Annotated in this window: 22 protein-coding genes and 1 pseudogene; 6 read left to right on the forward strand and 17 right to left on the reverse strand. The window is 34.6% G+C overall.

Annotated elements, in window-relative coordinates:
• Positions 1–24: 24 nt before the first annotated feature.
• The 4 genes from ACYVEC_RS16775 to ACYVEC_RS16790 all read right to left on the reverse strand — a co-directional run bounded on the left by ACYVEC_RS16775 (position 25) and on the right by ACYVEC_RS16790 (position 5,493).
• Positions 25–1,641, reverse strand: a complete 1,617-nt coding sequence (locus ACYVEC_RS16775) for a (2,3-dihydroxybenzoyl)adenylate synthase (protein ID WP_063223373.1) — start codon at positions 1,639–1,641, stop codon at positions 25–27.
• Positions 1,642–1,653: 12 nt separating this feature from the next.
• Complete coding sequence (dhbC, locus tag ACYVEC_RS16780) at positions 1,654–2,853, reverse strand: isochorismate synthase DhbC (protein WP_063223374.1); 1,200 nt, start codon at positions 2,851–2,853, stop codon at positions 1,654–1,656.
• A 26-nt stretch (positions 2,854–2,879) separates the two neighbouring features.
• Complete coding sequence (dhbA, locus tag ACYVEC_RS16785; RefSeq protein WP_063223375.1) at positions 2,880–3,665, reverse strand: 2,3-dihydro-2,3-dihydroxybenzoate dehydrogenase; 786 nt, start codon at positions 3,663–3,665, stop codon at positions 2,880–2,882.
• Between the two features lie 625 nt (positions 3,666–4,290).
• Complete coding sequence (locus ACYVEC_RS16790) at positions 4,291–5,493, reverse strand: L-lactate MFS transporter (RefSeq protein WP_063223376.1); 1,203 nt, start codon at positions 5,491–5,493, stop codon at positions 4,291–4,293.
• Positions 5,494–5,970: 477 nt separating this feature from the next.
• Between ACYVEC_RS16790 and ACYVEC_RS16795 the strand changes: the two genes are divergently transcribed.
• Positions 5,971–6,156 (forward strand): YkvS family protein, encoded by a 186-nt coding sequence (locus ACYVEC_RS16795; protein WP_000646788.1) that lies wholly within the window; start codon positions 5,971–5,973, stop codon positions 6,154–6,156.
• A gap of 58 nt (positions 6,157–6,214) precedes the next feature.
• On the opposite strand, the gene ACYVEC_RS16800 is transcribed toward ACYVEC_RS16795, so the two are convergent.
• Positions 6,215–6,514, reverse strand: a complete 300-nt coding sequence (locus tag ACYVEC_RS16800) for an ArsR/SmtB family transcription factor (protein WP_063223377.1) — start codon at positions 6,512–6,514, stop codon at positions 6,215–6,217.
• A gap of 330 nt (positions 6,515–6,844) precedes the next feature.
• Between ACYVEC_RS16800 and ACYVEC_RS16805 the strand changes: the two genes are divergently transcribed.
• Together ACYVEC_RS16805 and ACYVEC_RS16810 are read left to right on the forward strand one after the other, a co-directional pair.
• Positions 6,845–7,018: a hypothetical protein gene (locus ACYVEC_RS16805; RefSeq protein ID WP_063223378.1), complete on the forward strand. Its 174-nt coding sequence runs from the start codon at positions 6,845–6,847 to the stop codon at positions 7,016–7,018.
• Between the two features lie 398 nt (positions 7,019–7,416).
• Positions 7,417–7,674, forward strand: coding sequence for a hypothetical protein (locus tag ACYVEC_RS16810; protein WP_063223379.1), 258 nt, complete (start codon positions 7,417–7,419; stop codon positions 7,672–7,674).
• Between the two features lie 316 nt (positions 7,675–7,990).
• On the opposite strand, the gene ACYVEC_RS16815 is transcribed toward ACYVEC_RS16810, so the two are convergent.
• The 4 genes from ACYVEC_RS16815 to ACYVEC_RS16830 form a co-directional block, all read right to left on the reverse strand.
• A complete protein-coding gene (locus ACYVEC_RS16815) occupies positions 7,991–11,080 on the reverse strand; it encodes an AAA family ATPase (RefSeq protein ID WP_460507385.1) in 3,090 nt (1,029 codons plus the stop codon).
• Positions 11,077–12,234, reverse strand: a complete 1,158-nt coding sequence (locus ACYVEC_RS16820; protein ID WP_098556939.1) for an exonuclease SbcCD subunit D — start codon at positions 12,232–12,234, stop codon at positions 11,077–11,079. The genes ACYVEC_RS16815 and ACYVEC_RS16820 overlap by 4 nt, the downstream gene beginning before the upstream one ends.
• A gap of 15 nt (positions 12,235–12,249) precedes the next feature.
• Positions 12,250–12,489, reverse strand: a complete 240-nt coding sequence (locus ACYVEC_RS16825) for a DUF2584 family protein (protein ID WP_063223382.1) — start codon at positions 12,487–12,489, stop codon at positions 12,250–12,252.
• A gap of 185 nt (positions 12,490–12,674) precedes the next feature.
• Entirely contained in the window at positions 12,675–12,932 is a 258-nt protein-coding gene (locus ACYVEC_RS16830; RefSeq protein ID WP_063223383.1) for a hypothetical protein, read from the reverse strand.
• A gap of 316 nt (positions 12,933–13,248) precedes the next feature.
• Here ACYVEC_RS16830 and ACYVEC_RS16835 point away from each other — a divergent pair, with 316 nt between their 5' ends.
• The gene (locus ACYVEC_RS16835; RefSeq protein WP_063223384.1) at positions 13,249–14,304 is read left to right on the forward strand and encodes an enoyl-CoA hydratase/isomerase family protein; all 1,056 of its coding nucleotides are present in this window, start codon (positions 13,249–13,251) and stop codon (positions 14,302–14,304) included.
• Positions 14,305–14,527: 223 nt separating this feature from the next.
• Positions 14,528–15,160 carry a LysE family translocator gene (locus ACYVEC_RS16840; RefSeq protein WP_063223385.1) on the forward strand — a complete coding sequence of 211 codons (633 nt, stop codon included), beginning with the start codon at positions 14,528–14,530 and terminating at the stop codon, positions 15,158–15,160.
• Between the two features lie 71 nt (positions 15,161–15,231).
• On the opposite strand, the gene ACYVEC_RS16845 is transcribed toward ACYVEC_RS16840, so the two are convergent.
• From ACYVEC_RS16845 to ACYVEC_RS16880, 8 genes are all read right to left on the reverse strand, one after another.
• Complete coding sequence (locus tag ACYVEC_RS16845; protein WP_063223386.1) at positions 15,232–16,692, reverse strand: CoA-acylating methylmalonate-semialdehyde dehydrogenase; 1,461 nt, start codon at positions 16,690–16,692, stop codon at positions 15,232–15,234.
• 37 nt (positions 16,693–16,729) lie between these two features.
• Complete coding sequence (locus ACYVEC_RS16850) at positions 16,730–17,620, reverse strand: NAD(P)-dependent oxidoreductase (protein ID WP_063223387.1); 891 nt, start codon at positions 17,618–17,620, stop codon at positions 16,730–16,732.
• A 16-nt stretch (positions 17,621–17,636) separates the two neighbouring features.
• A complete protein-coding gene (locus ACYVEC_RS16855; RefSeq protein ID WP_063223388.1) occupies positions 17,637–19,346 on the reverse strand; it encodes an acyl-CoA dehydrogenase family protein in 1,710 nt (569 codons plus the stop codon).
• 154 nt (positions 19,347–19,500) lie between these two features.
• Positions 19,501–20,409, reverse strand: a complete 909-nt coding sequence (gene prpB / locus ACYVEC_RS16860; RefSeq protein WP_199677595.1) for a methylisocitrate lyase — start codon at positions 20,407–20,409, stop codon at positions 19,501–19,503.
• An 18-nt stretch (positions 20,410–20,427) separates the two neighbouring features.
• On the reverse strand, positions 20,428–21,864 hold the full coding sequence (gene prpD, locus ACYVEC_RS16865) for a 2-methylcitrate dehydratase (protein ID WP_063223390.1): 1,437 nt from the start codon (positions 21,862–21,864) through the stop codon (positions 20,428–20,430).
• Between the two features lie 98 nt (positions 21,865–21,962).
• Entirely contained in the window at positions 21,963–23,084 is a 1,122-nt protein-coding gene (mmgD, locus tag ACYVEC_RS16870) for a citrate synthase (protein ID WP_142332849.1), read from the reverse strand.
• A 396-nt stretch (positions 23,085–23,480) separates the two neighbouring features.
• Positions 23,481–23,771 (reverse strand): HesB/YadR/YfhF family protein, encoded by a 291-nt coding sequence (locus ACYVEC_RS16875; protein ID WP_063223392.1) that lies wholly within the window; start codon positions 23,769–23,771, stop codon positions 23,481–23,483.
• Positions 23,772–23,786: 15 nt separating this feature from the next.
• Positions 23,787–24,932 carry an MFS transporter gene (locus tag ACYVEC_RS16880; protein WP_063223393.1) on the reverse strand — a complete coding sequence of 382 codons (1,146 nt, stop codon included), beginning with the start codon at positions 24,930–24,932 and terminating at the stop codon, positions 23,787–23,789.
• 237 nt (positions 24,933–25,169) lie between these two features.
• On the opposite strand from ACYVEC_RS16880, the pseudogene ACYVEC_RS16885 reads away from it, so the two are divergent.
• A pseudogene (locus tag ACYVEC_RS16885) lies at positions 25,170–25,445 on the forward strand (hypothetical protein).
• The last annotated feature ends 201 nt before the right edge of the window (positions 25,446–25,646 follow it).

A 25,646-nucleotide genomic window follows, 5' to 3' on the forward strand; every position in this document is an offset into this window, starting at 1 on the left:
CTAATCACTTCCTTCCGGTTTTTATTATTGTTTTACTGTAGTAAGTTTTTCAGCAATGACTTTACGTAGTTCTTTTTTGCTGACTTTTCCGACTCCTGTTTGCGGGAATGATTCAATAAATTCAATTCGATCTGGAATCTTATAAGCTGCTATACCGCGTTCTTTTAAAAACATTTTTAATTCACTTACAGTCGGAGCTTGTCCACGAGCTATAATAAATGCACAAGTACGTTCTCCTAAATAATCGTCAGGCATAGATACAATCGCTACATCATGTACTGCATCATGTGCTAATAGATGATTTTCAACCTCTTCCGCAGCTACTTTCTCACCACCACGGTTAATTTGATCTTTATCTCTTCCTTCTACAATGATGTAACCTTGTTCATTTACTTTTACAAGATCACCTGTACGATAAAATCCATCCTTTGTAAATGATCTTGCATTATGCTCTTCTGCTTTATAATAGCCACGAATTGTATATGGCCCTCGTGTTAATAAACTACCTATTTCACCTAATTTAACGTCGTTATCATTTTCATCAACGACCCTTACTTCATCAAATATAGACATCGGTCTACCTTGTGTATGAATAATGATTTCTTCCGGATCATTTAATCTTGTGTAATTTACTAACCCTTCTGCCATACCGAAAACTTGTTGCAACTTGCATCCAAATGTAGGTTGTATACGTTTTGCAACTTCAGCGCTAAATTTAGCACCACCTACTTGAATTACTTCTAGGCTCGATAAATCGTTATTACGAGAAGATGCAGCATCAAGCCATATCATTGCTAATGGCGGAACGAGCGCTGTAATTGTAACTTTTTCTTTTTCGATAAGAGCAAATGCCTCATCTGGACTACCACCAGTTGCCAATACCACTTTTCCACCCGCATAGAAAGTTCCAAATGTCCCTGGAGAACTCATTGGGTAATTGTGTGCTACTGGAAGAACTGCCATATAGACGCTTTCTGCATTCAAATTACAAATTTCAGCGCTAACACGTAAACTATAAATATAGTCATCATGTGTTCTAGGAATTAATTTAGAAAGACCGGTTGTCCCTCCTGATAATTGGAGAAATGCAACATCACTTGGCTGAACTTCTGGTAATGAGACGGGATCCATATACAGATCATTTATGTTCACAAACTCTTCTTCTTCTCCCACTACAATTACATGTTGTAAAGTTGGCACTTTCTCTTTCACTTCTCTTGCTAGTTTTCGATAATCAAAACCGAGAGCCTTATCTGAAATAACGTAAGCGCTCGCCTCGCCAAACTCACAAAAATAACTAATTTCACTGCTTCGATGTGAAGGCAGTGCAAAGACAGGAAGCGCTCCAATTCGAAATAGCGCAAAACATATTTCAAAAAACTCGATAATGTTAGGTAACTGAATTACAACTCGGTCCTCTTTCTTTATTCCTAAATTCAGTAAGCCTGCAGCTAAGCGATCTACCTTTTTATCCAGCTCACTATACGTTATATGCGTATTACCACTTACAACTGCAATTTGATCTCCATATGTTTCAGCACGCTCTTTTAACATCGAACCAAATGTTTCTCCAAGCCAACAGCCTTCTTCTCGGTAACGATTTGCAAATTCTTTTGGCCATTCCGTATAACCTTCTAACATTTTTTCTTCCCCCTATTTTTCATTAAGTGAACTATCATTTAACCCTAAAGCTTTCAACATCGTTTGAAATTTAGCAGAGGTTTCTGCTAACTCATCTTCTGGTTTTGACTCAGCAACAACTCCCGCTCCTGCAAATAATCGAAGTGTATTTTCTTGCACTTCAGCACAGCGAATTGTAACAATCCATTCACCATCTCCATTTAAATCGCTCCACCCTAGCATTCCTGTAAAGAACTCGCGGTCAAATGGCTCAATATGCTGTATAGCCTCTCTTGCCTTTTCCATCGGAGTTCCGCAAACTGCTGGCGTAGGATGAAGGGCAATTGCTAATTGTAAAGAAGAAGTATTTGGATCCTTAAGTTCACCTTTCACTTCTGTAGACAAATGCCACATCGCTTCACTATGAATAACTGATGGCTTTTCTGGAACATGTAATGTATGACAATACGGACGAAGTGCAGCGGCAACCGCTTCAACTACTACCGCATGTTCATGTAAATCTTTTGGAGAAGAAAGTAATTCCTCTGCTCTTCTTTTATCTTCTACTGGGTCCTCACTACGTGGCCTTGAACCAGCTAACGGGTTAGAAATAACTTGCATACCATTACGTGAAACAAGTAATTCAGGGCTTGCTCCAATTAACGTCTTACTGTTCTCTTTTTTATCTTTCGGTAAATTCACAGCAAATGTATAACCATGCTTATTATGTTCTGCTAATTCTCGAAGAAGTTTTTGCTTATCAATCTTTTCGGAAGATTTAACATCTAACGATCTAGATAGAACGATTTTCTTTAAATCACCGTCCTGTATTTTTTCAATTCCTTTCTTCACACCTTTCATATACACTTCAGGGTCTGGTACTGGCGTCATTTCAAATGTTAAGTTCTCATTTATTTCAAGCTGATTTGTTGTATCCAATTGTAAACGCTCAGAAATTCTGCTATATTCTGGTACGATAAGTTGGACTTCTTTTCTACGATCAAATGGCAAAGCACCCACAACGATAGGATTTGGATTTCCAGCTTGTTTCGCATTACTTAATGTCGCTTGCACAAGCTCTGGGAAACTTTCAATTTCAGGATGCTTTACTGTAGTAAACTCTCCTTCTGCTAATATCGTTCGAGTTGGTGAAGCAAAAAAGAATGAAGATTCAGTCTTATAATCTTCTAAAAGTTTTTCTGACAATTCCTTTACAGCTGTATGTTCATTCATAGTATAATTACCTCCTGAATTTTTTATTAAACTCCTAACGTAGCACCGCCATCGACACATAAATTATGCATTGTAATATGACTTGCTCTATCTGAAGCTAAAAATAACACTGCTTCAGCAACTTCTGAAGGTTGTGCGATTTTTTGTAATGGAATTCCGAGTCTATATGTATTTTGAGAACCAGCAATTATATTTTTAGCTCCATTCTCATCAGCCCATAGTAATCTTTGCATCTCAGTTTCAGTAGAACCTGGTGATACTAAATTACAGCGAATATTGTACGCTGCAAGTTCTAAACCTAAACACTTCATAAAAATCGTCGTGGCAGCTTTTGATGCAGCATACGCTGCCATCTCCATTCTCGGGGTATTTGCTGCATTTGAACCAACTGTAACAATTGCCCCTGACTTTCTTTGTATCATATATTTACTTACTGCCCGGGACATATAGAAAACTCCCGTAGAATTTACAGAGAATGTTTTATTCCAATCTTCATCACTTAAAGAGTGAATCGCTCCCATACGTAAAATCCCAGCAACATTTACTAATATATCTATTGGTGCTATATCATTTTCAATACGCTTTACTATACCTTCAACAGCGGTACTATCACTCACATCTAAACGAAGTGTTTTCATACGTGTTTCATTTAATTCATTTTTATTAAAAAGTACGTTTAACCCCTCTTCATTTTGATCAATCGCAATAACTGTAGCTCCTCTTTCTAAAAACATTTTGGCAACAACACTACCTATACCTTGAGCTGCACCTGTTACTAAAACAGTTTTCCCATCAAATTCCCCTAAGTTCATTTCCTCTATCCTTTCATTTGAAAATTAATCTAATTAAACAAATAATGATAATGATTATCGTTATCGATGTAAAAAATAATACACTTACTAAACTAATTGGTCAAGTGTACTTTTCATTAAAATATTATTCATTGATAATGTTTTTCATTTAACGTTCTTACATCGAAATGATAATCTTTCTCAATGAACTTGTCAACCTATTTTTATTTTTCAGATAAAATATTTTAGTGATTTTCAATACAATTACATCTAAAAGTATTGATAAGTACTTACATTATAAATAAAATTCAAACTCCTCATTTTAAAATTGAAGAATATAAACTATAGATACGTTTATTTATAATGCTTTCTGAAAAACTCAAGTATTTATTTTCTCAATATTTTTCTGAAAATATATCTTGCAAACATCAATGAATGTTTTCTTTATTATTTAAGATTTAATACATATTTCAAATACGATGTATCGATTTATTATATTCCAGTATAATCCAAATGGATATTTCACTCGCTTTCATATGCAAAAAAAACCAAAAAGTAATTTAACCTTGTTAAAATAACTCAAAAAAAGCACCCTATTTAACAGGATGCTTTTTCGTAATTATAGTGTTATAGAAGATTTATATACTTATGCTACGCTGCGATACTCTTCTTCTTGTTCTTTTTTCTGTTTAGGTGCTTGAATTAAAATTGCGATAATGAATGACACGACACATAATACACCGATCACCATGAAGGTTGGTTTGAATCCACCTAGAAGTGCACCGATAAAGGAACCTGCAAGCGCCCCAAATCCAAATCCTTGATACACAATTCCGTAGTTCTTACTATGGTTTTTCATACCGAAGAAATCACCAACAATAGCTGGGAAAATAGTGATATTTCCACCAAAACAAAACGCTACACTTGCTACACATACGAAGTAAATACCATAATTTAAATCTACAAAACTTAGAACTAAGACTGAACTCGCCATAACAACAAAAGTACCAGTAACGATTTTTAAACGGCCAATTTTATCCGATAATGGTCCTAGAATAATACGACCTAATGTGTTGAATATTGCAACCATAGCCACTGCATTAGCTGCTGTTGCTGCGCTAAGTCCTACAAGTTGAACACCGATGTCTTTTACCATACCAATTAAGTATAAGCCACTCATACATGATGTAAATAACATAATAAATAATAAGTATACTTGTTTTGTGCCTAACATTTCTTTCGTTGTATATTCCTGAGTTTTCGTTTCATGAACTGCTCCTTGATCTGAAGCTTGATGGATTAAGCAAGCGCCAATTACAATCATAGCTGTAACAATCAAACCCCAGTATATAAACGCTTGTGATACACCAACTGATTCAATCAACTGTGCGTTAACGTATTTAAAGATTAAGCTACCTGAACCATATGCAGAGACAGAAATACCAGCAATTAAACCTTTTCGCTTTGGAAACCACTTTATTAAATTGGATAGTGAAGTGATATATGCTGTACCATCTGCATACCCTACAACAACTCCTGCTAGTACATAAAGCAATATTAATGAGGAAGCTTGTGAACTAAGTATTAATCCTAGTCCTAATGCTAGTCCAGCTACCATAATAAGTTTACGAAGTCCCCATTTTTCTTGCAATTTACTCGCAAATAAAGTTGAAAATGCTAAGGAAAGACTAGTAATTGAGAAAGTTATAGCAACTACGTTAAGACTCCAACCGTATTTACTAACTAAAGGCTGATTGAATAAACTCCATGTATATATCGTTCCAAGCCCCATTTGTACTATGACTGTGCCAAGGACAACAAGCCATGGATTAACAGTTGATTTTTTCATACCTTTCCGCCTCCTCTTTCTATTTCAATGCTTTTCGCTAAGTCTTGTTTTTTTATGTTCATTTTGGTCACCTCTTTTGATTTAACACCTTCATTGTATAAGATGTTCCCGATTATGTAAGCACTTACAAGATAGAGCGTCAAAAACATGGAATCAGTTACAGAAAACGAAGGACGAAATACAAAAAACTACTGATTAAATACGTAAGTAGTTTTTATAATGGTTAGCTTCAATGCTACTTACAACTTTTTTATCATCTTCTTTTATAAAAATTATGTCTCATTTTATACCATTGCTAGATTGTAAAACTTTAAGTTTCCCATACAAACAGAAAATTTTTTTCACACTACGATGTACTTTATTTAAAAAAACCACAAATATTTTTTTGATAAATAAAACTAAATATTCACTAATATACCTATACGTGGTTTAATATATATAATAAAAAAATATTTCTGTCTTTAATGAGGAGGTACTATGAAAGCAAACGTAGGGGATACTATACTTTTTCAACGAAATAATTTAAAGATTACAGGATCTGTACTAAAACTATATACTGAATCGGTCTTAGTTGAAATTACAGATGTAAGCGGTGGTACTTTTGAATTTGATCGAACAATTGTAAATCATAAAAACTATAAAATTTTAAATACGAATACATAATACAACAAAAAATAGCCACTGCTTACCAGCAGCGGCTATTTTATATGAAAACACTTCATTAGTTTATATATCCTAAAACACTTACAATCTTACTCGCTTTTAAATTGTTAATGTGATAATAAATTTCTAAACCTCTTCTCTCAGCTCGTAACACTTTACCTTTCATTTTTGATAAATGTTGCGAAACAGTCGATTGTGGAATATTCAGTAATTCTGTTAATTGCGTTACATTACAAGTTTTTCTCGTACTTAATTCATTTACAATTTGTAAACGGATTGGGTGTGCCATAATTTTTAAAATATCTACATCTTCTTCTGAAACTGAACCTTTTCTCATTTCACTCGTATATGTTGTCATAAGACATTCCCCTTTTATATGAATTCCTTTTATTTAGATCTATTTCCAAAATATTTAAAACTCCGATGTGAAACCTTTATATAAAAATAATAGAATTTTAAATTTTTAAAAACAGAAATACATTCAATTCACTTTATTTATTTGGTACATATACATAATACAATGTTAATATGTGCTCTATGTGAAGTTAGCATAAATTTGTAATGAAGATTTTCCAAACAATTCACCTCTAACTATATACTTCCTCCTAACACTATCCAGTGATTTTAACATATTTTAGGCGTTTGTATATAATATCTACAAAATAAATGTTGTTTAGAGGGAATTCAAATGCCAACAATGTTACAAGAAGAAGTTGAAGAATCACGTGAAACGTATGTTAGTCATATCATATTGGTCAGTGGGTCAGCTTTATTTTTAGTGGGTGGTGTTATATCAGCAAATTCGGCTTTTAAAGCTTATAATCGTTTGGAGAATACACCGCCTTCTACAGATAACTCCTAAGTGAGTTATCTAATTCTAAATAACAAATAAATGCCTCCTCTATAAAGAGGTGGCATTTATTTTATTATAATAAGTTCTATACTAGAAAATCATAAACAATACTTTGAGCATGATTCTTTTCCCCTATCTACACATCACACTTTACTGCCCAAACACAGCTTTCATTCTCCGCATAGCATGTACTAAAAAGGAGGTACGCGCTTAATATGTCAAACTATTATTACGATCGTTCACATAAGTACTATCGGAAGAATTGTAAAAATTTCGCGTATACATAGGCTTTATTTACAATAAGGTAGATTTTATTTTACATAAATATCATTGCACTAATCTAAAATTTCTGTATTTACACTTTTTCTTTTTATCTTATAATTTTAACCAATAAGGAGATTGATAATATGGGAGTTTGTGTAGACTTATTTAAAGAGTATGAAAATAAAGAGGAAGTCGTTTATCGTTTTTTCCCTTGTGAAGATGAAGAAAAAGCAGGGAAAATTCAATTTAATAAACTAGAAAAAAAATCTGTAGAATTAGAACCAGCTAAAGGTGAAGGGGCAAATTATTATTTTCTTAAAGCAGTTGGTGCTATCCAAAAACATGTAAGGAATTCACCTGATTCAGTTGAATTCCCTGAATTCTTATTTTCACAATCGTAAAAATAAAAACAAGCTCTCAGTATGGAGAGCTTGTTTTTATTTTATTACTAGTATAAGTACAATTTACTTTCCGCCAATTTTGGTTGAAGAACTAAAGTCTCATCGTAAGTTTATAGAATACGAAAAAGAAAACGCTAGTGATAAATACACCGACTTCAACCTAACTCTTCCTTCCACGTTCGATTCTCGTAGCACCCGATATGCAACATTCTGTAATTGAAAAACTCAGCGAAGTATTCGAAAAATGTGACCGCCAGTGTGACTCAGGCCTAAAATATCGTTAAAAATGCTGGATAAATTAGACAGATTAAAGGTGTTACTTCACCACAAACCGCGTCTGACTACACCCATCCTTCTGCTTCGTTACTTCTAATACAGCTGGCATTGCGTTTTTCAGCTCTTGAACGTGTGAAATGACACCGATAAATCGGCCTGATTTTTGTAAGTCAATTAAAGCGTCAACTGCTTTTGTTAATGACTCCTCATCCAATGAACCAAATCCTTCATCGATAAACATCGTTTCGATGGAAATACCACCTTCATACGCTTGAATGACGTCTGCCATTCCAAGTGCTAAGCAAAGGGATGCATTAAATTTCTCGCCGCCAGATAATGTTTTTACATCGCGTGTTTGACCAGTGTATGCATCGTATACATCTAGCCCTAATCCACTTTGACGATTTCTCTTTTCTACTCGTTCACTTCGTTTTAAATAAAATTGTCCGTTTGATAATTTACGTAATCGTTCGTTTGCAATTTGAACAATTTGTTCTAAATACTCTATTAAGATGTAACGTTCAAATGATATACGACTTTCGTTATCACCTTTCATTACTTCATATAAATCAACAAGTTCTTGGAAAGCTTTTTCTTCCTCATGAATTTGCTCATCAATTCGTCTAATATTTTCATGTAAATCAGAAATATATGTTACCGCAGTTTGTGCACGTTGACGTTTTTCTTTAATGATATCTAGATTAATTTGTAATTCTGTTATGTGTTCACCTAACGCTGTAATATCCATATACTCTTTATCTTTTAATTCCGCATGTAACTCTTCAATTTGTTTTGCAAGCACTTCAAGAGATGAATAATAACCTTGAATTTCTTTTTGTAACATCTCCATCTCGACATTACTTAATTTAGCTTCTTTATACGTAATTTGATCTGTAAATCCGCTCTGCTCAAGCTCTTTCATAAAGCGTGCGAAAGTTTCTTCTTTCTTCAATTTTGCACTTTCAAATTGATTAGAAGCACTTTCCTGTTCTGCTTGAATACGTATATGTTCATTTTGCCAATGTTGATACGCTTCCTGCACTTTCTTCCATTCGTCTTCCATTAATCTGAGTTCATGCGTAGCTTGATCAAACTGTACTTTCCAAGCTTGTACTGTTTGTAAGTTATCTGGAATATTTTTCTTATCATGTTCATATGACGTACGAAGCTGCATACACTCCATTTCTGTACGGTGCTGCACTGTTTCTACTTCACGCTTTTGTTTCTGGAGTGCATCTACTTTTTCTTCTACGCTTTTTATATTCACAGCAATTTGCTTACGCGTTTCTTCACTTTCTTTTAACGTATTCACTTCAGTTGCTAATTGTTTTCCCTTTTGAACAAGCGCACTGTATGTTTCAACTAATTCTTCCGAGTGGTAGCCTCGCTTCTTAACTTCTTCTATTACCTGTTCATATTGAAGATGATAGAAATTCCATTTCTCCTCTAATTGGACATGTAATTTTTCAGCAATATTCTTCTTGTCTCTTAAATCACTTAACTCTTTTTCATCGATCGCATCACTTTGCTCTGTAGCTTTTTTCGGATGGTCCGTACTACCACATACTGGACAAGATTCACCATCATGTAAATGAAGGGCTAATATTCCAGCTTGTTCACTTAACCAGCGGCGTTCCATACTTTCATATGCATTAACTGCCAATTGCATCTTATAATATGCCGCTTCTTTTTCTTGTTCAAATTTTTGTTTCTCTTGCCAAACATCATATGCTTGCTTTAAAACTTTTGCATCTTCTCGCATATTCGTTAGTTCTTCTACTTTAGCTACATATTGCTCAAGTGCTCGTTCTAATTGCTGTAATTCACCAGACATTAGCTGTTTTTGATTTGTATGCTCATCTAATTGTCGATCTAAGTTTTGCATACTTTCCTTTAATTTCCCTATTTGAATTTCCGCATTTTGTAAATTCAACTGTTTCTTAGCTAATGATGCAATAATCGGTTGTAACTCTTCTAATCTTTGAACTAGTTTTTTTGCATCTTCTCTCTCAGGTTCTTTATTCTTTACTGCTTCATATTTCTCCTGAGCAAGTTCAAAGCTATTCATTATATTTTCTTTTTTAGCGATTATCTTTTTTAATAAACCTTCAGCCTTCTGCTCATTTTGCATTGCTTCTTCGTGCCATTGTTCAAATGGTAATAAGCGCTTCGCCTGTTCCCCACGTTTAAAAGATTTTTCTTTCACTTCAATTACTGTACGGTTTTCTTGTAAAGTATTATATTTCTCATTCTTTTGTTGCAAATCTATAAATTTCTCATTTACAGATTTCGCTGCATGAAAACGTGTTTCAGCATCCTTTAATTGCTTTGATTGAACATCTTGTTCTACTTGTAATTGCTCAACCTCTGCCTTATACGCATTTGTTTCTTGCTCTAATGCTTCTACTACTTGATGTGTATTTACATGTTCTTGTTCTACTAATGTCTCTAATAATGCTCCATCGCGGATTGGTAATTTAAAAACATTACGGAAGTATAACTCTCGCTCTTTCTGCTTTTCTTGTAAGACGTCTTTCCATTGTTTTCGTTTTTGATCAAGTAACTCACGCATTAACTTATAACGATCCGTTTTAAAAATACGACGCAAAATTTCTTCTTTATTTTCTGTCTCAGATGTTAATAGTTTTCGGAATTCCCCTTGCGGTAACATAACAATTTGGCTAAATTGATGTTTACTTAAACCAATTAAATCTTCTACTTTTTTATTTACATCCGTTACATGGAAACGATCAACAGCTGGAACCTTCTCTTCATCAATCACTTCATATAGTTCTACTGCATGTCCCGTGATCGTCTTGTTCCCTTGTTTTTTATGCCCAAGTTGTCGTTTTATTTCATAACGTTTTCCTTTTAACTGAAAGGTTAGTTCTACACTTGTATACGTATTATCATCAGCAAATTGACTGCGAAGCATGCTCGTATCACTACGTTCTTCTCCGCTTGCCTCACCATATAACACATAACAAATCGCATCAAAAATCGTTGTCTTTCCAGCTCCAGTATTCCCAGAAATGGCGAAAATACGATGCTCTCCGAGGTCATCAAAATCGATTACTTCTTTCTGTTTATATGGCCCAAATGCCGTCATAATTAGCTGAATCGGTCTCATCCTCGTTCACCTTCCCGTTCTTGCACTGTTTGTAATACTTCTACAAATAGACGCTCTTTCTCTTCTGATAAATCTAAGCCTTTCATTTCTTTATAAAAAGCTTTTAAAAGAGATAAATCATCCGTTTTATGTCTTGAAACAGTTACTTCATTTGACTCTGTGAACTCTCGTCTTTGAATGGACCTTTCAACATGCATTGCATTTGGATATACAGAGCGTATTTTTTCCATTGGCTGCAAGACAGGATTTTCATCTAATAATTTTACAAACACGTAATCTTCACTTACTGGATTTTGTAATAATTCCTCTATTTTTGCTTCTACTGTTCGCATTTTACGACGTGGTGTAAGTAACCTTTTTTCAATTGTTACTTCCCTTGTTTCGTCCAGTTCCACAATATAATAACCTTTTTTATGTTTTTCTTCAGAAATAGAATACGCAAGTGGCGAACCTGAATATCGAATTGTCTCATTACGTACGAAATGCGCTTGATGTAAATGTCCAAGCGCTGTGTAATGAAACTTATCAAAATAATGACTATTTACGTATTCAGCACCCCCAATTGAAAGTGGTCGTTCTGCATCACTTGTATTCTCCTCCGCTTCTCCTGCAGAAGTTACAAATGCATGACCAACAAATACATGTCTAGCTTCTTTATCCATCGTTTCAGAAAGCTCATTCATAAAAATACGCATCGCATCATCATGAGAACGTATGTCTTCGCTTTTCAATACATGTCTAACTATACTTGGATCCGCATATGGAACGAGATGGAAGTGAACCTCGCCATATTCATCATTTAATATAATTGGCTCATACGGAAATTGAAATTGTCCCACAATAAATAATCCTTGTTTCTTCATTAAACTACTTCCAAAATGAATACGATCCGGACTATCATGGTTTCCTGCAACCGCAATAACTGGTGTTTGTAAATCAATCACTATTTTTTGCAGCACATCATTTAATAAGTCTACTGCTTCCGTAGGTGGAATTGCTCGGTCGTATAAATCCCCTGCAATAATTACGGCATCTGGTTTTTCTTCTTCAACAGCTTGTACAAACTGATCTAATACAATCTTTTGATCTTCAGTCATATACACGCCATGAACAAGCTTTCCTAAATGCCAATCCGCTGTATGAAATAACTTCATGGTTTCCTGCTCCTTTTAATTTACTGATTTTAGTGATATAAGTTGATAGTTAATTGTAGTTTTCCCGTTTTCCCACTCTAACTTTTGTATCATTGCACTGCCAATTCTTTCTTCATTTGATTTATATAAAGGTAATATTTCTTGAATTGTAAATAAGTGATAACCATCCAATTTTAATTGAAATATGTTTTCTTCTATATGTAATCTTACTTCTTTTTCATTTGAAATAATTTTTGTGTGCATCTCAAATTTCATGATAGATACAACCCCTTTTTCTAATCTCTCTCTACAATATTAATAGTATATTGGCTATGCAAGATTGACAAGTAAATACACGGCAAAGTACATACTTTTCTATTTCTAAATGTTTTTTATTTATATATAATACGGTATGTGAAATTTTATTCGTTACAAAAATAAAAATGTCTACTGCGACATCTTTATTTTTGTATAAAGTCTTTCATTACATAATATAAAACTGTAATTAAAACGATTGCTACAAAAAATGAAAATACTGCAACAATGTATCCATCCTTATTTAATAGAATGCAAAAAGAAAGAGATATGATAAAAATCGGAAATACAAGCCGTACTTTATCCTTCACTTCCTCTGTCGTATCTGTATGATGAAAATACTGAGTTATCCCTATTATTAAAGAAGACAAAATAATCACCGACAATAGTAAAGGTACTGGCATTCCGATTTCTCCTTTCTCTATTTCTAATGAAAAGCAATTTTTCTTTCATTTTAATCACTTCAAATACTCTTTTTAAAGTGAGGATGTACAATTTACACATATATAATAGCGTGTTTATCATGGTAAATTCAAATAATTACAATTACAGTAATGTTGTAATATTCATTTTCAACCTCCAAAATCCTGCAAATATAACTCGTCAAAATATGCAGTGGACAAATTAACATGTACCGTCAACATTAGACAAAATTTATAAAGGACATTTCAGTACGTATCAAGAATTAAGAATAAGAAGATATATAAGGGAGGATGAATTATGACTGAACACGTTTTATTTTCTGTTAGTGAAAACGGCGTTGCATCAATTACTTTAAACCGCCCAAAAGCACTTAATTCTTTATCTTATGACATGTTACAACCAATTGGGCAAAAACTGAAAGAGTGGGAAAATGATGAGCGAATTGCGCTTATCGTATTAAAAGGAGCTGGCACAAAAGGTTTTTGTGCAGGCGGAGACATTAAAACTCTTTATGAAGCGCGTTCAAATGAAGTTGCATTGCAACATGCGGAACGTTTTTTTGAAGAAGAGTATGAAATTGATACATATATTTATCAATATAAAAAACCAATCATCGCTTGTTTAGATGGAATTGTAATGGGTGGTGGTGTCGGTCTTACAAATGGTGCGAAATATCGAATTGTAACTGAGCGTACGAAATGGGCAATGCCAGAGATGAATATTGGCTTCTTCCCAGACGTCGGTGCTGCTTATTTCTTAAATAAAGCTCCAGGGTTTGCTGGCCGATATGTTGCTTTAACAGCATCTATTTTAAAAGCTGCTGACGTATTATTTATAAACGCTGCTGATTACTTTATGACATCTGATTCATTACCAAATTTCCTTACTGAACTTGAAAGTGTAAATTGGCATAAAGAAGACGATGTACATACTAATTTAAAAGAAGTCATTCGTACATTTGCAACTACTTCAAAATTAGAAAGCGAGCTTGCTCCTTCATTAGAAGAAATTAATTCACATTTTGCTTTCGATACAATTGAGGAAATTATCCATTCATTGGAGAAAGATCAAAGTTTCTTTGCTTTAAAAACGAAAGAAACACTATTATCAAAATCCCCTATTTCATTAAAAGTAACATTAAAACAGTTTATTGATGGACAAGATAAGTCCGTTGAAGAATGTTTCGCTACTGACCTGGTACTTGCTAAGAATTTCATGAGACATGAAGACTTCTTTGAAGGCGTACGATCCGTTGTCGTTGATAAAGATCAAAATCCGAATTATAAATATAAGCAGTTAAGTGATGTTTCAGAAGAAGATGTAAATCGGTTCTTTAACTTACTTAATGCGTAAAGAGAAACTTTAATAAGTGGGATTCATCGCCCACTTATTATTACCCCTTACCAATCGTCCGTTCATGCGGGATAAAATTGAGGCTATACAGTAGTGGAATTCCACTACTGTATAGCCTCTTTATCATTTAATATTTTTTAATAAAATTTAATTTTATTAAATCAAAATGTGTGCTACACTAATTTTAATCAAATATTCTAAAAATAAAAAAGGAGGAGCGACTATGATTGAAAATTTTTTTCTTTTCATCATTATGTCTATTTGTCTTATTATTTTACCCGGTCCTGATACTGCAATGGCTACAAAAAATACATTAGTTGCCGGTAAAGTCGGTGGAGTGAAAACAGTGTTCGGTACATGCGTTGCACTATTGATTCATACTTTAGCAGCAGTAATCGGACTTTCCGCACTTATTGTAAAATCAGCTCTTTTATTTTCTATTTTCAAGTACGTTGGAGCTCTATATTTAATTTATATTGGTATTAAAGCCCTTTTAGCAGTTAGAAACAAAGAAAGCGTTGATACGAACGATATTTCTTTGAATAATGCAAACGAGCATACTTCTTGTTTTCGCCAAGGGTTTCTTACAAATTTATTAAATCCTAAGATTGCAGTCTTCTTTTTAACTTTTTTACCGCAATTTTTAAATCCAAATCATAACACGTTTATCCAACTTCTCGTAATGGGCCTTACTTATCTTATTTTAACAGTTATATGGTTCGCTTTTTATATATTTTTAATTGATAAAATTAGTGCTTTTATGAAAAAACCGAAGACGCAACGTTATATTCAAGGGTTAACTGGAATCGTCTTAATTGGTTTTGGTATTAAACTAGCTTTTGAAAAAAGTAATTAACAAGACGAAAAACACCACATCTTTAGAGTGGTGTTTTTCATTTAACAACCGATTTGGCTTTCTACTCTTTATTAAAACCAACGCTCAGTTACAACTTTTTTACGTGTATAGAATTGAACGCCATCTGTACCATTTGTACCTAAATCACCAAAGAATGAAGCTTTGTTTCCTGCAAATGCGAAGAATGCCATTGGTGCCGGAACGTTTACGTTTACACCGATCATACCAGCATCGATGTTATCACGGAATGTTTGTGCATGTTTACCATTTGACGTATAAATAACCGCACCATTTGCAAATTTAGATTGGTTTGTTAGTTTAATACCTTCTTCTAAATCTTTAACTCTTACGATACTTAATACTGGAGCAAAAATTTCATCTTGCCAAATTTTCATTTCTTGATTTACGCCATCAAAGATTGTCGCACCTACAAAGTAACCTTCACCAACTTCTTCCTTAATTTTGCGGCCATCTACTAATAATGTTGCTCCATCTGCTACACCGCTATTAATATAGCCTAATACACGCTCTTTATGAGATTCACGAATTAATGGTCCAACATAATTATCTTCGTGGAAACCGTCACCTACTTTTAGCTTCTTCGTCTCAGCTACTAGTACGTCGATGAATTCATCTGCAATTTCATCAACTACCGCTACTACTGAACATGCCATGCAGCGCTCTCCACTACTTGCGAATGCAGATCCAATTACACCTTGTACAGTTTTTTCAAGATTGCAATCTGGCATTACAATCGCGTGGTTTTTCGCACCAGCTAACGCTTGTACACGTTTCCCGTGTTTTGTACCTGTTTCGTATACGTATCGAGCTACTGGTTCAGATCCTACGAACGAAACTGCTTGAATATCTTTATTTTCTAAAATGCTATTTACAACATCTTTTCCGCCTTGTACTAAGTTTAATACCCCTTTTGGAAAACCAGCTTCATAGAATAGCTCTACAAGTCGCTCTGCTAAAAGTGGCGTTCTTTCAGATGTTTTTAATACGAATGTATTACCGCAAGCAATTGCAAGTGGGAACATCCATAATGGAATCATCATTGGGAAGTTAAACGGTGTAATACCAGCGACAACTCCAATTGGGTAGCGCCAAATTGATCCATCAATGCCGCTAGCAATATTCGGAAGTGCTTGTCCCATCATTAAATTTGGTGCTGATGTTGCAAGTTCTACTGCTTCAATACCACGTTGTACTTCACCAGTTGCATCCGTTAATGTTTTACCATTTTCTAGCGTAATGATTTTTGCAAGCTCTTCTTTGTTTTCTTGTAAAAGCTGTAAATATTTATATAATTGTCTTGAACGATTCGGAACTGGTACTTTAGACCATGTTTCATATGCTACTTTTGCTGCTTCAACCGCTTTTTCAACATCTTCTTTCGGAGATAGTGGAACGTAAGCGATAATTTTTCCAGTTGCTGGATTTGGAACTACTTCTACTTCTGTACCAGTAGATTCTACCCACTCACCATTAATATGATTTTTCACTCGTTTAATTTCAGTTGTAATCATTATATTCTCTCCTTTTTTTATGATGTTTATCAATCTATTATTTTTGATTAGAAATTAATTGTTCACTAACTTTCTTATATAAAGCAGCCATATCGTTTTCACCATACCCAGCTTCACTTGCTTCTTCATATACGTTTAATAACATTTCGCTTACCGGTAAGTGAAGTTCACTTTCTTTCGCTAAATCGACTGCAAATCCCAAATCTTTCTTTAATAAATTTACAGTAAAGCCTGGCTCATAGTTTTCTGATGCAATGAAACTTTTATAATTGCGCTCATAAATTCTACTTTGACCGTAACTTACATTTAAAATATCAAACATTTTATCTAAATTCATATTGTTCTTTTTCGCTAATGTTAAAGCTTCGCTCACACCAGCTGTATAAAAACCAATTAATAGGTTATTAATTAATTTAACTGTTGTACCACTATCAATCTGCTCACTAACATGGAAAATATTCGCTCCTAGTACGCTCATGATAGATTCCGTTTTATCATATACCTCTTTTGATCCACCAACCATAAACGTTAATGTACGGTTTTCGGCTCCAATTACCCCACCACTAACAGGTGCTGCTAAGAAGTCTACTTTCTTTTCCTTTGCAGCTTCCTCTAACTGTTTGTTTAACTGTGGAGATACAGTACTTGTATCAATTAAAACTACATTCGAGTGACTATTTTCAAATAATCCTTCTTGTCCAAAATATACTGCTTCAACAGCACGAGGTGAAGGTAAACTTGTAAAAATCACATCGCATGTTTCTGCTAGTTTTGAGATTGATAAGCCAATAATTCCTCCTTCTTTTTCAAAGGAAGCTTCAGCATCTCTATTTAAGTCCACACCATATACTGTGTAACTTGATTTAACTAAATTTTTAGACATCGGAAGACCCATGTTACCTAAACCGATAAAACCAATCTTTTTCATATCGCTTTCCTCCTATTTACACAATATACTTTCCGCGATTTATAATAGCTTTCGCAATTTCTCTCTTTTTTGTAAATACGTTCGTGTATAAAGGCACTAATAATTGACGAATTTCAGTTAAAATCACGTGTCTATCTTGTTCTTCTGTGACAGCCGCTGAAAGTATAGAAATCGCCGCTTCTTCTACTTTGCGATAACCTTCTTCACAAATAACGTCAGTTATCATTTGTTTCGTACGCTCTTTCTCTTCACCATTTTTACTAATTGCTTTACTCATACGTAAAAATGCTGATTCCATGACGTACACGTCCGTTAACATATTTGATAATACACGTGAATATTCTTGCTCTTGATCAATTTTTAATCCTGGAGTTTTAGAGAGCGTTTTCAAAGATTGTTTCAACAATTTTTTCGCTAATAAAATGTAACGATGGTTTCTTTCTACATTCGCTAAATCAATTTCTACTTCAGTATCTTCTATTTGCTCGATTTGCTTCATTAACATTTTGGCAACTGTTAATCTATTAATTTCGTTCGTTCCTTCAAAAATACGACTAATTCTAGCATCACGATATAATCGTTCTACTTCATATTCTTGCATATAACCGTAACCACCATGAATTTGTACAGCTTCATCTACGATATAAGCAAGTGTTTCAGAAGCGTTCACTTTATTCAGTGCACATTCGACTGCAAATTGAGACATTTTCTTCATAAGATCTTCATCACTCTCATGAATTGCTTCATCAATTACACCTGCTGTACGATAAGCTGCACTTTCTGCTCCATATGTAGCAATGATCATATTTGCAATTTTCTCTTGAATCATCGTAAAATCTACTAATTCCGTTTGGAACTGTTTTCGCTCTTTTCCATATTGAACCGACAAACCAATTGCTTGTTTTGCTGTTCCAATATTTCCAAAAGCAAGCTTTAGTCTAGCAAAGTTAAGAATATTAAGAGCTACGTGATGCCCCTTCCCAACTTCCCCTAAAACATTTTCAGCAGGTATTACTACATCTTCTAGAATAAGCGTTGCCGTTGAAGAACCCTTAATTCCCATTTTCTTTTCTTCTAGTCCAATGGATACACCTTCACATGTTCTTTCGACAATAAACGCTGTCATTCCTTTATTTGTCTTCGCAAAAACAACGTATACATCTGCCATATGAGCATTTGTAATCCACTGCTTCTCACCATTTAACTTCCAAGCAGTACCATCTTCATTCAATACTGCGCTCGTTTTTGCACTTAATGCATCAGAACCGGCATTTGGCTCTGTTAAAGCATAAGCACCAACCCATTCTCCTGATGCAATTTTCGGCAAATATTTTTCTTTTTGTTCTTTCGTTCCATAATATATGTAAGGCAATGTACCTACACCAGCGTGTATATTAAATGAAACGCTAAATGCACCAGCGTATCCCATTTTTTCTGCTACAAGCCCTGAAACTGCCTTTCCTAATTCGAATCCGCCATATTCTTCTGGGACCTCGATACTTAATAATCCAAGTTCTCCAGCTTTCTCAAATAATTGACGAGAAACTTTATAGTTATGTTGTTCAATATTCTCCATTTGTGGAATAATTTCTTGTTTAACGAATTGTTCTGTCGTTTTTGCGATTAAATCTTCATCTCCTGAAAAATCTTCTGGCGTAAAGAAAGCATGATTCACATCTTTATTAAGTGAAAAAAATTCATCCCACGGTAACTTCGTTTTCTCCATCTGAATCCCCCTATCATTTCGGCCTTACTTGCTACTACATATGCTCGTCTACGATGAGTGGAATATCTTATTTTTGAAAACAGAAGGCGATGAATTTTCACATCAAGCAGTTCGTTTTGCCAAAGATGTATTCTCATCGCCTTAGTTGTTTTATCTATTGTTCCTCTGATAATACTGTTTTTGCAATTCCAGTATCTAGTTCTTCAAAGTCATGATATGAAATTGTTTCATATAACTCACTTCTCGTTTGCATATTTGAAAGTGCATCTTTTTGAGAACCTGTTTCCTTAATTAAAGTAAACACATTTTCATACGCTTTCGCTGCAACACGAAGTGAAGTTACAGGATAAATAACCATTTGGAAGCCCATATTCGCAAATTCCTCTGCGCTATAATACGGTGTTTTCCCGAACTCAGTCATATTCGCAAGTAAAGGTGCATTTACTTTACTATTAAATAGACGGAACTCCTCTTCTGATTGAAGCGCTTCAGGGAATATCGCATCTGCACCTGCTTTTACATAGGCGTTCGCTCTTTCAATCGCTTCATCCAAGCCTTCTACGCCGCGAGCATCTGTACGCGCTACAATATATAAGCTTGGTGCAACTTCTTTAATTGCTTTAATCTTTTGAACTAATTCTTCTGTCGTAACAAGTTTCTTACCATTTAAATGTCCACATTTTTTTGGTAATTGTTGATCTTCAATTTGAACAGCTGCTACTTTTGCTTCCAACATTTCTACCGCTGTTCTCGCTACGTTTAGTACACCACCAAATCCAGTATCAATGTCAACAAGAACTGGTAAATCTGTAGCTCTTACTAAATCTTTTGCTCTCTCTGCTACTTCAGTAGACGTCACGATTCCTAAATCTGGTAGCCCTTTACTTGCAGTATAAGCAGCTCCCGATAAATAAAGAGCTGAAAAACCTGTATTTTTCGCAACAAGAGCTGCCATTGCATCATGAGCACCTGGAATTTGTAAAATTTCATTTGCTTCTACTAAAGCTCGGAAGCGATTCGCAAGCTCTTCTTGTGTTGACTGTTTATCCACAACCCAAGCCATTTTAGATTCCCCCTATTATTAAATTAAGAATAGATCTACAAATTCGTTTACATTCATATTTTCTAGTTTTTCTTCATTTAAACAAACTTCATGAATTTGTTCTTGTTGCTTATTAGAATAATGACCTGCCATATTTGCAGTGAATTTTTGAACAACTTTTGGAATTGCTTCGTCTCTACGGAAACGGTGACCAAGTGGATATTCACATTCCACGCTTTCTGTTACAGTGCCATCTTTGAAATGAACTTGAACAGCGTTGGCGATTGAGCGCTTGTTCGGGTCAAGGTAATCTAAACTGTACTGTTTGTTTTCAACAACAACCATCTTATTACGTAATTCATCTACACGTGGATCATTTGCTACTGCATCCTCATAATCATTCGCAACGATATCTCCTTTTAATAAACCAATTGCCGTAATGTATTGTAAGCAATGATCACGATCAGCTGGGTTATTTAATGGACCTTCTTTATCAATAATACGAATTGCTGATTCATGAGTTGTAATTGTAATTCGGTCAATTTCATCTAATCTTTCTTTAATTTCCGGATGTAATTTTACAGCACATTCTGCAGCTGTTTGTGCATGGAATTCTGCTGGATATGATACTTTAAATAATACATTTTCCATTACATAAGACTCTAATGGTCTTGCTAATTTTAATTCTTGTTTATTAAATAATACATCTTGGAATCCCCAGCCTGGTGCAGATAATGCTGTAGGGTAACCCATTTCACCTTTTAAAGCAGTCATTGCAAGATGAACACCGCGGCTCGTTGCGTCACCTGCTGCCCATGATTTACGTGATCCAGTATTTGGAGCATGACGATATGTACGAAGACTAGAATTATCAATCCACGCATGCGATAATGCATTAAAGATTTCTTCACGTGTTCCACCAAGCATTTTCGCAACTACAGCAGTTGTTGCTACTTTTACATATAATACGTGGTCAAGACCAACACGGTTTAAGCTGTTTTCTAAAGCAAGTACACCTTGAATTTCATGAGCTTTAATCATCATTTCTAATACTTCACGTACTTTTAACGGCTCTTTTCCTTCTGAAATACGAACTCGGCTAATATAATCTGCAACTGCTAAAATTCCGCCTAAGTTATCAGATGGATGTCCCCATTCTGCTGCAAGCCAAGTATCGTTATAGTCTAACCAACGGATCATACATCCAATATTGAATGCACCTTTCACTGGATCTAGTACGTAAGACGTTCCTGGTACACGTGTACCGTTTGGCACGATTGTTCCTGGTACAACTGGTCCTAATAATTTCGTACACTCTGGATATTGAAGTGCTAAAATTCCGCATCCAAGTGTATCTAATAATACATAGCGAGCAGTACTAAATGCTTCTGCACTAGTAACCTCTTTATTTAATACATAATCCGTAATTTCTTCTAATAATGCATCTTTTTGTTTAATTTCATTTGTTTTAATCATGCTAATCTTCCCTTTCTGTCGAAAATTCGTTATTATTAATGATGGGTGTCGGTCAAACACCCATCTGGCGGGCGGCGCTAACAACTCCCCAGTTGTTCTTATTTACTAAGCACATGTCGCTCGCCAATATAATTTACACGCGGACGAAACAATCGATTATTTGCATGTTGCTCAATCACGTGCGCACATAGTCCTACTGTTCTAGAGCTAAAGAAGATTGGTGTGTAAAGTTGAATTGGAATACCAAGCATCCAATATACTGGAGCTGCATAATAATCAAGGTTTGGATAAATTCCTTTTTCCTTCTCCATAATCTTTTCTCCAGCTTCACACATTTCATATAGTGTATAATCACCTTTGACATCACATAACTGCTTTAAAGCTTTCTTCATCATTAAAGCTCTTGGATCCATTTTCTTCATATAAACACGGTGTCCAAAGCCCATAATTTTTTCTTTGTTATATAATTTCTTCTGTAACAACTCTTCAAACTTCTCAACATTACCAGCTTCTAAAAGCATGTACATAACCGCTTCATTTGCACCACCATGTAAGCTTCCTTTTAGTGATGCAACCGCACCAGTTAAAGCACCATACAAGTCAGATTGCGTTGATGCAATAACGCGTGCTGTAAATGTAGAGTTTGGCATTTCATGTTCACTATATAAAACAAGGGAACGATCAAAGATCTTCTCCTCAAGTTCCGTTGGTTTTTTACCTGTTAACATATAGAAGAAATTCGCGCTATATGATAATTCCTTAAGAGGTTCGATTGGGTCTTCATTATTTAAAATATGATAGCTATTCGCTACAATGTTTGGTACTTTACTTAACAGCTTGTACCCACGGCTTTTGTTTACTTCTAATGAACGGTTTTCGATATCATTATCATAACCAGCTAGTGCGGACACACCTGTACGCAATCCATCCATAGGGTGCGTTTCTTTCGGTAATGCCTTTAATACGTTGAATACACCTTCTGGTACCGCATATTCTTCTTTTAATTTGTTTTCAAGTGTTGCTTTTTCATCTTCATTCGGTAGATGTTCTTCCAATAAAAGGTGCACAATGTCTAAATACTCTTTTGTTTTTGAGAGTTCGATTAAATCATACCCTTGAATTACAATTTCACCTTTCACTGTGTCAAGAAACGAGATCTTCGTCTCCGCTGCCACTATACCATCTAATCCCGGGGAAAATTTTTCTTCAGCTTTCATCATTATTTCCTCCAATCCTAATAGATCTTCGTGCACATAACTGTAAGCCTTTACAATGTTGTGAAACTACATTTCTATTTCAATGTATCAGAGTTTTTAGAAGATTTCAATTTATTTTATAATGATAAGTTTCCTATACTTTTATCGATGTAACAATACAATTTTTCAAAAATAATTTTCATATTTTATAAAGAAAGGACAGACTTCTCTCTATCTATCTTTAAAACAAAATATAAAGTTGATTCATATAATCCCATTAAATATATCTATTCTATAATTCCTTTTACTAAATAAAAAAACGAACTGTAAACATATACAGCTCGTTTTTTGCATTATATTTATTTCACTATTCTCTAAATATAATTTTCATATACAATTTATTTATTTTTAATAAAGTTATTATTTTACGTAATTAAATTGAATTTCTTCTGTTTCCTCATGATAATCTACAACTAAATCATAGTTTTGAAAGTACCAAAGATCATCAACATCCACAAAAAATAGAATGCCTTCTTTCTCAACTGACACGATTCCCCCATCTGGTTTCTCCGCAACAATCCCTAAAGAATAGCCAGGCTGAATCGAGCTATCTCCACCGTATCTTACATTAAACCGTATAGATTCACCATGCTTTATACGTAACTCTTCTTTAAACCATTGTAGAGCTTTATGATCAATTGAAATTTTCATCTTTGTTCCTCCAGTTTACGCAAATTCTTTTTTACTTAATCGTTGTTTTACAAGAACGATAAAAATAATTAAAGCAATTAATCCTGAAATTGCACTACCCGCAAATAAAATACGGTAACCAAACATTTGCGAAACAACTCCAAGTAAAATTGCACCCAATCCAATTCCTAAATCAAATGCAGTAAAAAATGAAGCGTTAGCAACCCCTCTTTTGCTCGAATCAACTATTGTAAGCATCGCCGCTTGCAAAGCTGGTTGTGCTGAGCCAAATCCAATACCGTATAATATCGCTGCAATCATTACACCCGTCAAACCATTTGAAAGAGTTAATACAACGATAGCTAAAATAGTAATGCATAATGCTGGGAGTATGATGAATACTTCTCCAAATTTATCTAATAGTTTCCCTGAAATTGGTCTTATAATTGTTAATGCAACTGCATATACAAGAAAGAATGTCCCAGGATTCACATCAATTGACGATGCAAATAGCGGTAAAAACGTCGTAATCCCTCCATATGCAAATGATAAAAAGAAAACGACAATCGTAATGGATAAAACGGATTTTTCAAACAATTGCATTTTCCCTTTTTCTTTTTGTGCTGTAAATGGCATTTTCGTCATTAACGATAATACGACTGCCATAAAGGATAAAAGAGTTGCTAACAAGAAAAGGCCGTGAAATGAATAATTTTGTACAACCGATAATCCAATCATCGGGCCGATTGCCATTGCAATTGTCATAGCCATCCCATACCAACCCATGCCTTCACCACGGCGTGAATCTGGAATCATATCAGTTATCGCTGTTCCAACAGCTGTTGTAGAAACAGCCCATGTTACTCCGTGAATAACACGTAAAACAGCTAAAAGGACAATAGTCGACGCTAAATTATAAGAATACATCGTTAACCCAAAAAAGATGAGTCCGAAAATAATAAAAGATCTTCTACCATATCGATCTAACATCCCTCCAATAACCGGTCGTATTACAACTGCAGCTATTGTAAACATTCCCATCATAAGTCCAACTTGTGATTCATTGCCACCTATCTCTTTAATAAAGAGCGGGAGCGTTGGAACAAGTAAATAAAATCCTGTAAATAAAAATAACATTGCGAAAGTCATTTGAATAAATGATTTCGTCCATAATCTTTCCATTAGAATTCCTCCATAAACACGTAAGTTATTGCAATTAACACCTCCATTTTACAGCTTCTTTGTTCCTTTGCCTTCCGTAAATAGACGTATCTTTTTATAATAAATGGTCCATCATCATTTTAAATTGGTCTTACAACTTTATACGTATGTTTTAGCCTAAAGTCCTATCTATATGTACCTTTATATGTGTGAAAAGAATATACTACTTTATTATCACAAATTAGGATTGATTATTTTATGTGGGTATCTTCAAGAGTAACTGCCGTAGTCCCTTCGACTCCTGGGATACACGTTCCTGCAGTTCATACTGCTAGTTCCGATGTAGGAATTGAACTTCCCGCAACATGGCAACAATATCAAATTCCCGATCAAGTTACTCCCTCATTTTGACATCATGGCGCACATCCAAGTAGTACCACCTTTCATAGCCACAGTTATCCTCCACTACCTCAGTCTCAAGTTTTTCATCATTCCCCTTCAATTTTTCCCCAAAACTTCTATGGTACATTTTAATATTTAAAATACATCATCTCGTAGCTACTGTATTTAAATGAAAAAAGCACTTAAGATTGTAATTTTTACAAACCTTAAGTGCTTTTTAATATTTTCATGAAATTTTCTTATTGTCCATTATTAGCAGGGACTTCTCCTGCATTACCACCTGTATCTGGTTGTGTTGTCGCTGGTGGAGTTGTATTCCCTTGACCTCCTCCA

This window comes from Bacillus sp. MN7755 (assembly GCF_054771475.1).

Excerpts from the sequence above, each read along its gene's own strand:
- ACYVEC_RS16775 (WP_063223373.1), bottom strand. The coding sequence starts at position 1,641 with ATGTTAGAAGGTTATACGGAATGGCCAAAAGAATTTGCAAATCGTTAC.
- dhbC (WP_063223374.1), bottom strand. The coding sequence starts at position 2,853 with ATGAATGAACATACAGCTGTAAAGGAATTGTCAGAAAAACTTTTAGAA.
- dhbA (WP_063223375.1), bottom strand. The coding sequence starts at position 3,665 with ATGAACTTAGGGGAATTTGATGGGAAAACTGTTTTAGTAACAGGTGCA.
- ACYVEC_RS16790 (WP_063223376.1), bottom strand. The coding sequence starts at position 5,493 with ATGAAAAAATCAACTGTTAATCCATGGCTTGTTGTCCTTGGCACAGTC.
- ACYVEC_RS16795 (WP_000646788.1), top strand. The coding sequence starts at position 5,971 with ATGAAAGCAAACGTAGGGGATACTATACTTTTTCAACGAAATAATTTA.
- ACYVEC_RS16800 (WP_063223377.1), bottom strand. The coding sequence starts at position 6,514 with ATGACAACATATACGAGTGAAATGAGAAAAGGTTCAGTTTCAGAAGAA.
- ACYVEC_RS16805 (WP_063223378.1), top strand. The coding sequence starts at position 6,845 with ATGCCAACAATGTTACAAGAAGAAGTTGAAGAATCACGTGAAACGTAT.
- ACYVEC_RS16810 (WP_063223379.1), top strand. The coding sequence starts at position 7,417 with ATGGGAGTTTGTGTAGACTTATTTAAAGAGTATGAAAATAAAGAGGAA.
- ACYVEC_RS16815 (WP_460507385.1), bottom strand. The coding sequence starts at position 11,080 with ATGAGACCGATTCAGCTAATTATGACGGCATTTGGGCCATATAAACAG.
- ACYVEC_RS16820 (WP_098556939.1), bottom strand. The coding sequence starts at position 12,234 with ATGAAGTTATTTCATACAGCGGATTGGCATTTAGGAAAGCTTGTTCAT.
- ACYVEC_RS16825 (WP_063223382.1), bottom strand. The coding sequence starts at position 12,489 with ATGAAATTTGAGATGCACACAAAAATTATTTCAAATGAAAAAGAAGTA.
- ACYVEC_RS16830 (WP_063223383.1), bottom strand. The coding sequence starts at position 12,932 with ATGCCAGTACCTTTACTATTGTCGGTGATTATTTTGTCTTCTTTAATA.
- ACYVEC_RS16835 (WP_063223384.1), top strand. The coding sequence starts at position 13,249 with ATGACTGAACACGTTTTATTTTCTGTTAGTGAAAACGGCGTTGCATCA.
- ACYVEC_RS16840 (WP_063223385.1), top strand. The coding sequence starts at position 14,528 with ATGATTGAAAATTTTTTTCTTTTCATCATTATGTCTATTTGTCTTATT.
- ACYVEC_RS16845 (WP_063223386.1), bottom strand. The coding sequence starts at position 16,692 with ATGATTACAACTGAAATTAAACGAGTGAAAAATCATATTAATGGTGAG.
- ACYVEC_RS16850 (WP_063223387.1), bottom strand. The coding sequence starts at position 17,620 with ATGAAAAAGATTGGTTTTATCGGTTTAGGTAACATGGGTCTTCCGATG.
- ACYVEC_RS16855 (WP_063223388.1), bottom strand. The coding sequence starts at position 19,346 with ATGGAGAAAACGAAGTTACCGTGGGATGAATTTTTTTCACTTAATAAA.
- prpB (WP_199677595.1), bottom strand. The coding sequence starts at position 20,409 with ATGGCTTGGGTTGTGGATAAACAGTCAACACAAGAAGAGCTTGCGAAT.
- prpD (WP_063223390.1), bottom strand. The coding sequence starts at position 21,864 with ATGATTAAAACAAATGAAATTAAACAAAAAGATGCATTATTAGAAGAA.
- mmgD (WP_142332849.1), bottom strand. The coding sequence starts at position 23,084 with ATGATGAAAGCTGAAGAAAAATTTTCCCCGGGATTAGATGGTATAGTG.
- ACYVEC_RS16875 (WP_063223392.1), bottom strand. The coding sequence starts at position 23,771 with ATGAAAATTTCAATTGATCATAAAGCTCTACAATGGTTTAAAGAAGAG.
- ACYVEC_RS16880 (WP_063223393.1), bottom strand. The coding sequence starts at position 24,932 with ATGGAAAGATTATGGACGAAATCATTTATTCAAATGACTTTCGCAATG.